This window comes from Streptomyces naganishii JCM 4654 (assembly GCF_014650575.1).
Lineage (GTDB): Bacteria > Actinomycetota > Actinomycetes > Streptomycetales > Streptomycetaceae > Streptomyces > Streptomyces naganishii.
The window spans coordinates 300,309-313,164 of the sequence record NZ_BMVF01000001.1 but is presented as its reverse complement, the minus strand read 5'-3'; the positions used below and the strand labels follow the sequence as shown (position 1 = coordinate 313,164).

The window sequence follows — 12,856 nt, the reverse complement described above, 5'->3', positions numbered from 1 at the left end:
TTTGCGCCGTGACCACCGTCCGGCTCCCGCTCTTCCCCCTGAACTCCGTGCTGTTCCCGGGGCTCGTGCTCCCGTTGAACGTCTTCGAGGAGCGCTACCGCGCCATGATGCGCACGTTGCTGAAGACGCCCGAGGACGAACCGCGCCGGTTCGCCGTCGTGGCGATCCGCGACGGCCACGAGGTCGCCCCGAGCGCCCCGGGCATGCCCGATCCCACGGCCGAGCCCGAACGCGGCCCGGCCGCCGGGTTCGGTCCCGACCCCGCCCACGCCTTCCACCAAGTGGGCTGCGTCGCGGACGCGGCGACCGTACGGGAGCGTGCCGACGGCACCTTCGAGGTCCTGGCGACCGGAACCACGCGGGTGCGGCTGCTGTCGGTGGACGCCTCGGGGCCGTTCCTCGTGGCCGAGCTGGAGGAGCTGGCCGAGGAGCCGGGCGACGAGGCGGGGGCGCTGGCCGAGGGGGTGCTGCGGTCCTTCCGGCAGTACCAGAAGCGGCTGGCGGGGGCCCGGGAGCGTTCGCTGTCCACGGGCGCGGACCTGCCGGACGAGCCGAGCGTGGTGTCGTACCTGGTGGCGGCGGCGATGGTGCTGGACACGCCGACGAAGCAGCGGCTGCTCCAGGCGCCCGACACCTCCTCGCGGCTGCGTGACGAGCTGAAACTCCTTCGCTCCGAGACGTCGATCATCCGTAGCCTGCCCTCGTTGCCGTCGTCGGACCTGACGCGCGGCCCGACGAGCCTGAACTGAGAGCCCCCGCGCATGGCGAAGAAGGCGAAGAAGCAGCAGCCCGGCGGCACACCGGCCACGGTGGCCCTGACCGCGGCGGGCGCGGAGTACACGGTGCACTCCTACGACCACGACCCCTCCCACCCGTCCTACGGCGAGGAGGCGGCCGAGGCGATGGGCGTGTCGCCCGACCGGGTGTTCAAGACGCTGGTCGCGGACGTCGACGGGGCGCTGACGGTGGCCGTGGTGCCGGTGGCCGGATCGCTGGACCTCAAGGCCCTCGCGGCGGCGGTGGGCGGCAAGCGCGCGGCGATGGCCGACGCGGTCCTCGCCGAGCGCACCACGGGCTACGTCCTCGGCGGGATCTCCCCGCTCGGGCAGCGCAAACGCCTGCCCACGGTCCTGGACGCCTCCGCGACGGCGCACGCCACGATCTGCGTCTCGGCGGGCCGCCGGGGCCTGGAGATCGAACTGTCCCCGACGGTCCTGGCCGACCTCACGTCGGCGACCCTGTCACCCATCGCGCGGGCCTGACAGGCCCGCGCCGCAACTCCCGGTGTCAGCGGGTCCGGCCGTCGTGCGGCTCCGGGTCCGGGCCGGGGTGGGGAGTGTGGCCGTAGGGCTCGGGTTCCGGGTCGCGGGGCCCGAAGAGGGCCGTCACGCCGAGGTGGACGACCAGGGCGGCCAGGGGCCAGGCGAGGAGCGCGCCCTTGGCGCCGAGCTTCAGGGGGGCCGGGAAGGTGACGCCCTTGCCCACGGCCTTGGCGTGGGCGATCACGTCGTGCTCGGGGCCGAGCCACACGCCGAGCCGCCAGGCGAGCAGCGAGCCGAGCAGCGCGCCCACACACAGGCCGATCACCAGCGGCACTCCCCCGCGCCGCCGGGCGAGGAACACCGCCACGGCGCTGACCACGCCGAAGGCGAGGGCGAGCAGCGTGAACGTTCCGTCGACGCCGATCGCCTGCTCGCCCTCGGTGTCCTTGAGGTAGACGATCCAGCTGTTGCCGGACACGTCCGCGACCAGCGGCACCTGGGGCGCGAGCCACCACCACAGCAGCCCGAGGAGCACCCCGCCGAGCGCGACCGCCACGGTGACCACGGCGGCCTCGCGGATTTCGGTCCTCATCCCGGGGCCGTCCTGTTCGCCGGCGCTTCCGGCCGCGCCGGCTCCGGCGGGCGGCACGTGCCAGGCCTGCTCGTGGGCGGTCCCGGCGGCCTCGGAGGGCCGGGAGGGCTGCGAGGGCCGCTGGTGCGGCGGCGGAGGTGGAGTCAACGGAGCGGTCACCCTGTCATCGTGCCAGTTGGGTCCGTGCGGCGCGTCACCGGACGGCCGCCCGCCGGTAGGCCCAGGTGGCGACGGCCAGCGAGACCACCCCCACCCCGGCGCAGACGGCCATGTCACCGGCGACGTACGCCCAGTCGGGGCTGCCGCCGAAGGTGCGGGCGTAGGCCTCCACGCCGTACGTCGAGGGCAGCAGGTCACGTGCGAACCGTACCGCCTCGGGCATGCGGTCGGGCGGGAGGACACCGAGGAGCAGCGCGGCGGACATGCCCAACTGGCCGAGCAGCGTGGCCAGTTCGGGTCGCGGTGCGAGCAGTCCGCAGGCCGCGCCCAGTCCGGAGAGCGCGGCGCCCGCGAGCGGGACGACGGCGAGGAGCACCCACAGGTTGCCGAGCGGCAGCCCGAAGAGCAGGCAGCCGAACACGGCGGTGACCATCGTGCCGGGCACGGTGAACGACGCGTACGCGGCCGCCGCGCCCAGCACCACGGCCGCCGGCGGCACCGGCAGCGTCGCGTAGTGGTCGAGCCCGCCGCTGAAGCGCAGGTGCCCGAAGTACTGCGAGAGCAGGTTGAGGGCCACGTAGGCGACGACGACGACGGACGCGCCCGACACCACGTACTCGGCCTCGCCGCCGCCGCTGACCACGCCCCGCATCATGATCATGATGCCGACGGACTGGAAGGTCGCCACGAACAGCAGCGGGATCCTGGCCACACGCGCGCGGGACAGCTGGGCACGGTAGACGGCGGCCAGGGACGGCCACAGCCGCGCGCGCGGCCCGAGCTCGGCCGCCGCCCGGCGGGTGCCGGTGTCCTCGGCGGCCGGCGCGGGCCGTGCGGCCACACCGGTGGGTACGGCACTCACGTCGCACTGCTCCTCTTCGCGTCGTCGGCACCGGACGGGTTCCCCCCGGCGCCCGCACAGTCCCCTACGGATCCGGCGGCCCGCGCGCTCATGCCCGCACCAGCCCCTGCTGGGCCGCGCCGCCGAGCGCCAGGTAGACGTCCTCCAGGCTGGGCGTGGCGAGGGTGAAGTCGTCCAGGGCGGCGAAGGCGGCCCCGCCGGTGACGGTGGCGACGGCGGCACGGGCCTCCTCGGGCGCCAGGCGCAGCGTCCAGCGGCGGCCCGCCTCCACGGCGCGCTGCCGCAGCGCGGCGACCTCCGGCACCTGCAGCGGCGGGCTCTCGCGCCACACCAGCTCCACGCGCACCTCTCCGGCCACCCGCTCCTTGAGCCCGGCCGGGGTGTCGCAGGCGATGACCCGGCCCTGGTCGAGGACGGCGACCCGGTCGAGCACGGTCTCGGCCTCGATGACGTTGTGGGTGACGAGCAGCACGGTGGTGCCGCGCTCGGCGCGCCTGCGGTCGACGGCGGACCACACCGCGCGCCGCGCCACGGGGTCCATGCCGGTGGTGGGCTCGTCCAGGACGAGCAGGGGCCGCTCGCCGACCAGGGCGGCGGCGAAGCAGGCGAGGCGCCGCTGGCCGCCGGAGAGCTTCTTCAGCGGCCGCCCGGCGATGGGCGTGAGGCCCAGTTCCTCCAGGACGGCGTCCCGCTCGGCGCGCGCCCGGCGCAGGTCGAGGCCGCGCAGCCGCCCGGTGGTCTCGGCGGCGAGCGCCACGGTCAGTTCGTCCAGGGCGCTGGACTCCTGGCCCAGGTAGGCGAGGATGCGGGCGGCCCGCTCGGGGTGGGCGACGATGTCGTGGCCGAGGATCTCGACGCTGCCCCGGTCGGGGCGCATCAGCCCGGTGAGCTGGCGTACGAGGGTGGACTTGCCGGCGCCGTTCGGGCCGAGCAGCCCGAAGATCTCGCCGCGCCGGATGTCGAGGGCCACGTCGTCGGTGGCCCGCACCTCGGGCGTCCCGGGCGCGCCGCGCCGTGCGCGCACGGCCGCGTAGGTCTTGGTCAGTCCGCGCACCGCGCACACCACGTCGTCCGTGTGCCGAAGTCCGGGTGCAGCGCGCTTACTCACAAAGGACGAGAGTACGTGGTCCGAGCCCTTTACTCGTCCTTGGGGCCGCTTCGGCCGGACCTTCCAGGCCCACCGTCCCACACCGGGCCGCCCACCGTCCCCCACCGCGCCGTCGGCCGTCCCCCGTGACAGGGGTCCCTTCGCCCCGGCACCGACGCCCACCGGCCCCAGCACCGGCAGCACCGCTCGTGGTGGGGTCAGTCGCCGGCCGGGGCGTGCTCCGCGCCGGTGCGGACGTCGATCTCGCGCCAGAAGCCCGCCCGGATCGCGTAGCGGTCGTGTTCGTCGATCTGGTCGTCCTTGTGGGCGAGCAGGCCGAAGCGGGCGGCGTAGCGGAGCAGCTCGCCGTCGATGCGGTGGGGGATGCGCGGGTACATCGCGGACAGCTTCGGCAGGTGCGGCTGGTCGCCGAGCCGCTCCACCCACCGGCGTGCGAACACCTGTCCCACCTCGTACGGGTCACCGCCGACGGTGGTGATGTCCTCCTCGCGGTCCGCCCAGCGCTGCTCGGCCGTGGTGAGCTGGGCCAGGGTGGGCATGGAGGCGGCCTCGGGCGGCTCGGAGGCCACGCCCGGACGGTCGACCCAGCCACGGTCCGAGGACCAGCGCAGGGTCGCGCTCGCGGGCTGCTGGGCGGCCTGCTGGGCGCCGGGGGCGCGCAGCGCGGCGAGGTCCTTGGGCGTGGGCACGCCCTTCGCCGCCGGCACCCGTTCCCCGGCGCCGGCGCGGGCCGTGTCGGGGTGCGGCCGCTCCTCGGCGGGCCGCTCGGCCGTGGCGCCGAGGCCGGACTCGGGCAGGGGCGCGGAGAGGATCGCGGCGATCTCCGGCCGCGGCACGGGCGGCGGCGCGCAGACGCCGCCGAGCTCCTTGGCGCGTACGGCCTTGGTGATCCACGTACGGTCCAGCACGCGCCGTTCGTCGGCCTCGGCGACGAGGTCCTCGGACTGGTTGTAGTCGCCGTCGGCGGCCTGCACCGCCCACAGGTGCACCGCGACCCCGTGCTCCTTGGCGGCCATCATGCCCGGCAGCAGGTCGCCGTCCCCGGTCACCAGGACCACGTCCGAGCAGGCGCGGTTGCGGGCCAGCTCGGTCAGTTCGGCGTGCATGGCTGCGTCGACGCCCTTCTGCGCCCACCGCCCGTCGCTGCGGGTCAGCGCGCCGAGCCGCACGGTGACCCGGGGCATCACGCGCAGCCTGCGGTGCTCGGGCTGCGGCACGCGGTCGGGGGCGCCGTCGAACCAGTAGATGCGCAGCAGCGGCCGCTCCGTGTCGGACTCGGCCTGTTCGCGCAGCCCCTGGACGAGTGCGGTGTGGTCCACGGTGATCCGGGACCGGGACGGCTCCCCGGCGAGGAGACTGGCGGCGGCCCCCAGCAGATACCCGGCGTCCACCAGGACGATGCAGCGGTCCACGCGATCCACCCTCTTTCCGGGAGGTTTGCTTCGGGCTTGCTTCGAGTCTGCCCGACCTTGGCGGGGTTAACGGCCCGAACTCGATCTTCGGCGTGGCGTTTCGGGAAGGGCGGACCCGACCACCCCTGTCACATACGGTAATTGTCCGACATGCGTTCATTATCAGGCTATGTGAATCTGGTCCCGGCCCTGGCCCCTAGATCCCCCTTGGAGGTTGATCACCATGGCCAAGAACCGGAAGCAGGACCGCAGCAGGCAGAAGGCGACCGTGGCCGCGAACGGCCCGCAGGAGACGGAGCACTCCGTCACGGAACCGCAGCCCGAGCACCACGCCCCGCAGCTGAGTCCCACCGAGATGGCCCGCAAGGGCCGTCAGAAGCGCTTCGGCCACAACTGAGCGCCTGCCGGGGGCCGTTGAACGAGCCCCGGCACCGGCGAGGGGCGTACCCGGTCGCTTCGGGCACGCCCCTCGTCCGCGTCGCCGGCCGGCCGCGCCGTCAGCCGGCCAGGCAGGACGGGCCGAGCAGCACCTTCAGGTCGCCGAAGAGCGCCGGGTCGGGCTTGACCCGGTGCCGGTCCAGGCGCAGCACGGTGGTCTTGCGCGGCCCCTGGAGCTTGATCCGGACCTCGCTGTCGCCCTTGTGGTGGCTGAGGATCTCGCCGAGGCGGCTGACCATGGGCGGGGTGACCTTCAGGGCGGGGATGGTGAGGACCACCGGCGCGTTGGCGCCCGCGTTGGACAGGTCGGGGACCATCAGCTCCATCGCGACCAGGCGGGGCACGTCCTCGCGCTTGTCGAGCCGGCCCTTGACGAACACCACGGCGTCCTCGACGAGTTGCGTCGACACCAGCTGGTAGGTCGCCGGGAAGAACATGCACTCGATGGAGCCGGCCAGGTCCTCGACGGTGGCGATCGCCCAGGCGTTGCCCTGCTTGGTCATCTTGCGCTGGAGGCCGGAGATGATGCCGCCGATGGTGACCACCGCGCCGTCGGCGTGCTCGCCGCCGGTGAGCTGGGCGATGCCGGCGTCGGCCTTGTCGGCCAGCACGTGCTCCAGGCCGAAGAGCGGGTGGTCGGAGACGTACAGACCGAGCATCTCCCGCTCCTGGGCGAGCAGATAGGTCTTGTCCCACTCCTCGGTGGAGAACTCCACGTCCAGCCCGAAGCCGGGCTCGCTGCCGGTCTCCTCGCCCATCCCGCCGAAGAGGTCGAACTGCCCCTCGGCCTCCTTGCGCTTGACCGCGACCACGTTGTCGATCATCGGCTCGTACTGCGCGGTGAGGCCCTTGCGGGTGTGGCCCATGGTGTCGAAGGCGCCGGCCTTGATCAGCGACTCGGTGGTGCGCTTGTTGCAGACCACCGCGTCGACCTTGTCGAGGTAGTCGGGGAAGGAGGCGTACTTCCCCTTGGCCTTGCGGCACTTGATGATCGACTCCACGACGTTGGTGCCGACGTTGCGCACGGCGGACAGGCCGAAGAGGATCACGTCGTCGCCCTGGGCGGCGAAGTTGGACTCCGACTCGTTGACGTTGGGCGGCAGGACCCGGATGCCCATGCGGCGGCACTCGTTGAGGTAGACGGCCGACTTGTCCTTGTCGTCCTTGACCGAGGTCAGCAGCGCGGCCATGTACTCGGCGGGGTGGTTGGCCTTGAGGTAGGCCGTCCAGTACGACACCAGGCCGTACGCGGCCGAGTGCGCCTTGTTGAACGCGTAGCCCGCGAAGGGGACCAGCACGTCCCACAGGGCCTGGATGGCCTCGTCGCTGTAGCCGTTCTTGCGGGCGCCGGCCTGGAAGATGGTGAAGTTCTTCGCCAGCTCCTCGGGCTTCTTCTTGCCCATCACGCGGCGGAGGATGTCGGCCTCGCCGAGCGAGTAGCCGGCGATGATCTGGGCGGCCTTCTGCACCTGCTCCTGGTAGACGATCAGGCCGTAGGTGACGTCCAGGACCTCCTTGAGCGGGGCCTCCAGCTCCGGGTGGATCGGGGTGATGTCCTGCTGCCCGTTCTTGCGCAGCGCGTAGTTGGTGTGCGAGTTCATGCCCATCGGGCCCGGCCGGTACAGGGCCGAGACGGCGGAGATGTCCTCGAAGTTGTCGGGCTTCATCAGCCGCAGCAGGGAGCGCATGGGCCCGCCGTCGAACTGGAAGACGCCGAGGGTGTCGCCGCGCTGGAGCAGGTCGAAGGTGGTGGGGTCGTCCAGCGGCAGACTGAGGAGATCGATGTCGATCCCCTTGTTGGACTTCACCATCTTCACGGCGTTGTCCATGATCGTCAGGTTGCGCAGGCCGAGGAAGTCCATCTTCAGCAGGCCGAGCGACTCGCAGCTCGGGTAGTCCCACTGGGTGATGGTCACCCCGTCGGTGTGCCTGACCCACACGGGCACGTGCTCGGTGATGGTCTCGCTGGACATGATCACGCCGGCGGCGTGCACACCCATCTGCCGGACCAGGCCCTCCACGCCGCGCGCGGTGTCGATGACCTTCTTCACGTCCGGCTCGTTCTCGTACATCGCGCGGACCTCGCCGGCCTCCGAGTAGCGGGGGTGCTCGGGGTCGGTGATGCCGGACAGCGGGATGCCCTTGCCGAGGACGTCGGCGGGCATGGCCTTGGTGATGCGGTCGCCCATCGCGTACGGGTAGCCGAGCACCCGCGCGGAGTCCTTGATCGCGTTCTTGGCCTTGATGGTGCCGTAGGTGCCGATCATGGCGACCTTGTCGGCGCCGTACTTCTCCGTCACGTACCGGATGACCTCCACGCGCCGGCGCTCGTCGAAGTCGATGTCGACGTCGGGCATGGAGATGCGCTCGGGGTTGAGGAACCGCTCGAAGATCAGGCCGTGCGGGATCGGGTCGAGGTCGGTGATGCCCATGGCGTAGGCGACGATCGAGCCGGCCGCGGAGCCGCGGCCGGGGCCCACCGCGATGCCGTTGTTCTTGGCCCACATGATGAAGTCGGCGACGACGAGGAAGTAGCCGGGGAAGCCCATCGAGATGATGACGTCCATCTCGTAGTCCGCCTGCTTCTGGCGGTCCTCGGGGATGCCGCCGGGATAGCGGCGCTCCATGCCGCGGCGGACCTCCTCCTTGAACCAGGTGACCTCGGTGTAGCCCTCGGGGATGTCGAACTTGGGCATGAGGTCGCGCTTTTGGAACATGCCCGTGGTGTCGACCATCTCGGCGACCAGGAGCGTGTTGGCGCAGCCCTCCTGCCAGGCGTCCGAGGAGTCGATGGCGTACATCTCCTCGGTCGACTTCAGGTAGTAGCCGGTGCCGTCGAACTTGAAGCGGTCGGGGTCGGAGAGGTTCTTGCCGGTCTGGATGCACAGCAGGGCGTCGTGGGCGCCCGCCTCGTGCGCGTACGTGTAGTGCGAGTCATTGGTGACCAGGGGCGGGATGCCGAGCTTCCTGCCGATGTCCAGCAGCCCCTCGCGCACCCGGTGCTCGATGTCGATGCCGTGGTCCATCAGCTCCAGGAAGTAGCGGTCCTTGCCGAAGATGTCCTGGTAGTCGGCGGCCGCCTTGAGGGCCTCGTCGAAGTGGCCGAGGCGCAGCCTGGTCTGCACCTCGCCGGAGGGGCAGCCGGTGGAGGCCACGATGCCCTCCGACCACTGCGCGATGGTCTCCTTGTCCATGCGGGGCCACTTCTGCAGCCAGCCCTCGGCGTAGGCGTCGGAGGAGAGGCGGAAGAGGTTGTGCAGGCCCGTGCTGTTCACCGCCCACATGGTCTTGTGGGTGTAACCGCCGGAACCGGAGACGTCGTCCCGCTTCTGGTGGGGCTGGCCCCACAGGATCTTGCGCTTGTTGCGCCGGGACTCCGGGGCGACGTACGCCTCGATGCCGATGATCGGGGTGACTCCGGCCTTCTGCGCGGAGTGGAAGAAGTCGTACGCCCCGTGGAGGTTGCCGTGGTCGGACATGGCGATGTGGGTCATGCCCATCTCGTTGCACGCGTTGAACATGTCCTTCAGCCGCGCGGCACCGTCCAGCAGCGAGTACTGGGTGTGGACGTGCAGGTGCGTGAACGGCGGCTTCGACACGGCTGCGGCCTCCAGGGAGAGCGGACGGATACGGGGGTCCGGCAGGCTGCGGACAGTCCGGGGGACAGCGTCGAAGTCTATGCCCCGGCACTGACACCCGGGGCCTCGCGCCGCGTACCTTCGTGCGAGGACAGCGCGGGCACTCAGCCGCACCGCCGGACGTTGTGGCGGGGGGAGGATCCACGCGCGGTCCGTCCCACACGTCTCGTACCACCCGCACCAGGAGGCACCCAGCGATGTCGGTCCCCCAGCTCAGCGACGAGCAGCGCGGCGAGGAGATCCTCGCCGTCTTCGACACCGCCTTCGGCGAGCTCCTGGCCGCCGACCCGGCCGCGTTCCGCGTGAAGTTCCGGAAGATGGCGGCCTCGGCCTTCGCGTTCTACCGGGGCACGGCCTGCCTCTTCTACCACGACCTGGACGCCGACCGGCGCGGCGGCCCGTTCCTGGACGAGCGCACCTCGCGCGTGTGGATCCACGGCGACCTGCACGCGGAGAACTTCGGCACGTACATGGACTCCAACGGCCGCCTGGTCTTCAACGTCAACGACTTCGACGAGGCCTACGTCGGCCCCTTCACCTGGGACCTCAAGCGCTTCGCCGCCTCGATCGCCCTCGTGGGGTACGCCAAGGCGCTCGGCGACGACCAGATCACCGAGCTGGTCGCGGTCTACGCGGCCGCCTACCGCGAGCGGATCCACGCCCTGGCCACCGGCGCCAAGAGCGACGAGGTCCCGCCCTTCACCCTGGACACCGCCCAGGGCCCGCTGCTGGACGCGCTGCGCGACGCCCGCTCGCTGACCCGGTTCGAGCTGCTGGACTCGATGACGCAGATCCGCGACTTCGAGCGCCGCTTCGCCCCCGGCGGGGGCGCCATCGAGCTGGACGCCGCCACGCGCTACAAGGTGCTCGCCGCCTTCGACGGCTATCTGGAGACGCTGCCGGAGTCCTCGCTCGCCCGCCCGGACTCCTACCGTGTGAAGGACGTCGTGGGCCGGCGGGGCATCGGCATCGGCTCGGCCGGGCTGCCGTCGTACAACATCCTGCTGGAGGGCAACAGCGACGCGCTGGAGAACGACGTCGTGATCTACATCAAGCAGGCCCAGACCCCGGCCGTCTCCCGGCACATCACCGACCAGGCGATCCGCGGCTACTTCCAGCACGAGGGCCACCGCACGGTGATCTCCCAGCGCGCCCTCCAGGCGCACGCCGACCCGTGGCTGGGCTGGACCGAGCTTGACGGCGCGGGCCAGCTGGTCGCCGAGGTGTCGCCGTACGCCGTGGACCTGGACTGGGGCGACATCGACGACCCGGAGGAGATCGCGCAGGTCGTCGCCGACCTCGGCCGGGCCACGGCGACCATGCACGCGGCGGCGGACGACCAGTCGGGCGAGTCCCTGGTGCCGTTCTCCACCGAGCGGGCCATCGACGCGGCGATCGCGGCCGACGAGGAGGGCTTCGCCCCGCTGCTGGTGGACTTCGCCCACGCCTACGGCGCCCGCGCCCGCGGCGACCACCAGATCTTCGTGGACCTGTTCCGCAACGGACGGATTCCGGGTCTGTGACGGAAAGGCCGCACACAGGGATCCTTTAAGGGTCCCTTACCGGCCCACGTGACACACTCTTCTCTCGCTATGGACATATCCGGGACCCAGCTCAGAGCCGTGCGCGCGGCGCTGTTCACGGCCGTGGTCGTGACGCTCAGCACCGCGTCGCACGTCCTGCTGTCCAGGGCCCCGCTGCCGCTGAACACGGTGGCCGCCGTCGCGGTCGCCGTGTTCCTGCTCGCCTACGCCCTGGCCGGGCGCGAGCGCGGCTTCGGGCGGATCGCCGCCCTGCTGATCCCGCTGGAGCTGGCCGCCGACACGGTCTTCACCACCGGCCAGCACGTCTGCTACGGCCCCGTGGGCGGCCCGGTCGCGGGACCGCTGCGCTCGGTCGGCTGGGACGTGCTGTGCGGCAACGGCACGGACGTCGGCACCCCGCTGGCCCGGATGACCGGCACCGACACCGACCATCTGGCGACGCTGCTGGCCCACGCGACCCCGGCGACGGCCTGGCTGCTGCTGGCCGCGCACGTCGCCGTCGGCCTGCTCGCGGCCGGCTGGCTGCGCCGCGGTGAGCGCGCGCTGGCCGAGCTGCTGCGCGCGGTGGCCGCGACCACGTTCCGGCCGCTGCTGCTCGCGGTGGCCGCGGTGGCCTCCCGGCGGGCCCCGGCCGTCACGCGCCCGGCCCGCCCGGCGCCGGCCGCGGCCGTCCCGCTCACCCGCCTTCTCACCCACTCCCTGGGACGGCGCGGACCGCCGAACCCGCTCGCGCCCGCCTCCGCCCTCGTCTGAGCGGCGGCGCGGCGCCGAGCCCGCACGGAACGGTCCCCCACACCCACAGGAGAACACCATCATGAGCAAGCGGAACACCCAGACGGCGAAGACGGCGGCCCGGGAGCGGCTGCGCGCGGAACGCGAGCGCGAGGCCAAGCGCGCCAAGACGCGTCGCCAGATCATCGTCGCCTGCTCGGTCGTGGCCGTCCTCGCGGCAGCCGGCGGCATCGGCTACGCGGTGGTCCAGGCCAACAAGCCGGGCCACTGGGAGGCCGTGAAGGACGAGAAGGTCGTCGCCCCGGCCAACACCACGGGCACGGACGGCACGACGGTGGTCATCGGCAAGAGCAGCGCGTCCAAGACCCTCAAGCTCTACGAGGACCCGCGCTGCCCGATCTGCGCCCAGTTCGAGGAGAACGTCGGCCCGGTCATCAGGAAGGACCTGGCCGACGGCAAGTACAAGATCCAGTACGTCGGCGGCACCTTCATCGACGGCGACTCGCTCGGCAAGGGCACGATCGGCTCGCGGGGCGAGGGCTCCAAGAACGCGATGAGCGCCATGGGCGCCGCGCTGAACGTCAGCCCGGACGCGTTCCTCGACTACAAGACCGCCCTGTACTCGAAGAAGTGGCACCCGGAGGAGACGGACGACAAGTTCAAGAGCCACGACTACCTCATCCAGGTCGCGAACACCGTCCCCGCGCTGAAGAACAACGCCAAGTTCCAGACGGCGGTGAAGAACGGCACCTACGACGCCTGGGCGCTGGCGATGTCGAAGAGCTGGGACACCAACAAGGACGGCGTGACCGGCACCCCCAGCCTCGTCATGAACGGCAAGATCCTCACCGTCCCGGGCTCCCAGAACCCGCCGATGACGGCGCAGGAGTACAACGCGGTGATCGCGGCCGCGCTGAAGGGCTAGGGCCTTTCTTCCGGATCAGGCCGGCTCCGAGCCACCTCGCCTCCCGGCAGACCCGAGCGGTGACTGGTGCGTGCAGATGCAAGGCGGAGGAGGGAGCCGACGCGATGGGGGTCCCCCCTTGCTCGTCAAGAGCCTGGGGGAGTCGGCGACCGACGGCAACGCCGCAGATGTGCGTGCCGGCCAC

At 71.8% G+C, this 12,856-nt stretch carries 11 protein-coding genes; 6 read left to right on the top strand and 5 right to left on the bottom strand.

Features of this window, described 5'->3' with window-relative positions:
- The first annotated feature begins 8 nt into the window (after positions 1-8).
- Together IE217_RS01395 and ybaK are read left to right on the top strand one after the other, a co-directional pair.
- Positions 9-749, top strand: a complete 741-nt coding sequence (locus IE217_RS01395; protein WP_190175803.1) for an LON peptidase substrate-binding domain-containing protein — start codon at positions 9-11, stop codon at positions 747-749.
- A gap of 12 nt (positions 750-761) precedes the next feature.
- Positions 762-1,262, top strand: a complete 501-nt coding sequence (gene ybaK / locus IE217_RS01390) for a Cys-tRNA(Pro) deacylase (RefSeq protein WP_190175802.1) — start codon at positions 762-764, stop codon at positions 1,260-1,262.
- 25 nt (positions 1,263-1,287) lie between these two features.
- Here ybaK and IE217_RS01385 read toward each other — a convergent pair whose 3' ends face one another.
- The 4 genes from IE217_RS01385 to IE217_RS01370 form a co-directional block, all read right to left on the bottom strand.
- Positions 1,288-2,013, bottom strand: a complete 726-nt coding sequence (locus tag IE217_RS01385; protein ID WP_190175801.1) for an AAA family ATPase — start codon at positions 2,011-2,013, stop codon at positions 1,288-1,290.
- Positions 2,014-2,047: 34 nt separating this feature from the next.
- A complete protein-coding gene (locus tag IE217_RS01380) occupies positions 2,048-2,875 on the bottom strand; it encodes an ABC transporter permease (RefSeq protein WP_190175800.1) in 828 nt (275 codons plus the stop codon).
- Positions 2,876-2,963: 88 nt separating this feature from the next.
- Complete coding sequence (locus IE217_RS01375) at positions 2,964-3,938, bottom strand: ABC transporter ATP-binding protein (RefSeq protein WP_190176081.1); 975 nt, start codon at positions 3,936-3,938, stop codon at positions 2,964-2,966.
- Between the two features lie 242 nt (positions 3,939-4,180).
- The gene (locus IE217_RS01370) at positions 4,181-5,395 is read right to left on the bottom strand and encodes an NYN domain-containing protein (RefSeq protein WP_190175799.1); all 1,215 of its coding nucleotides are present in this window, start codon (positions 5,393-5,395) and stop codon (positions 4,181-4,183) included.
- 223 nt (positions 5,396-5,618) lie between these two features.
- On the opposite strand from IE217_RS01370, the gene IE217_RS01365 reads away from it, so the two are divergent.
- The gene (locus tag IE217_RS01365) at positions 5,619-5,792 is read left to right on the top strand and encodes a hypothetical protein (RefSeq protein ID WP_189703066.1); all 174 of its coding nucleotides are present in this window, start codon (positions 5,619-5,621) and stop codon (positions 5,790-5,792) included.
- A gap of 100 nt (positions 5,793-5,892) precedes the next feature.
- On the opposite strand, the gene dnaE is transcribed toward IE217_RS01365, so the two are convergent.
- The gene (gene dnaE / locus IE217_RS01360) at positions 5,893-9,432 is read right to left on the bottom strand and encodes a DNA polymerase III subunit alpha (RefSeq protein ID WP_190175798.1); all 3,540 of its coding nucleotides are present in this window, start codon (positions 9,430-9,432) and stop codon (positions 5,893-5,895) included.
- Between the two features lie 236 nt (positions 9,433-9,668).
- On the opposite strand from dnaE, the gene IE217_RS01355 reads away from it, so the two are divergent.
- From IE217_RS01355 to IE217_RS01345, 3 genes are all read left to right on the top strand, one after another.
- Positions 9,669-10,994 (top strand): DUF2252 domain-containing protein, encoded by a 1,326-nt coding sequence (locus IE217_RS01355; protein ID WP_190175797.1) that lies wholly within the window; start codon positions 9,669-9,671, stop codon positions 10,992-10,994.
- A 69-nt stretch (positions 10,995-11,063) separates the two neighbouring features.
- A complete protein-coding gene (locus tag IE217_RS01350; protein WP_190175796.1) occupies positions 11,064-11,768 on the top strand; it encodes a hypothetical protein in 705 nt (234 codons plus the stop codon).
- Between the two features lie 61 nt (positions 11,769-11,829).
- A complete protein-coding gene (locus IE217_RS01345) occupies positions 11,830-12,672 on the top strand; it encodes a thioredoxin domain-containing protein (RefSeq protein WP_190175795.1) in 843 nt (280 codons plus the stop codon).
- Positions 12,673-12,856: the final 184 nt, after the last annotated feature.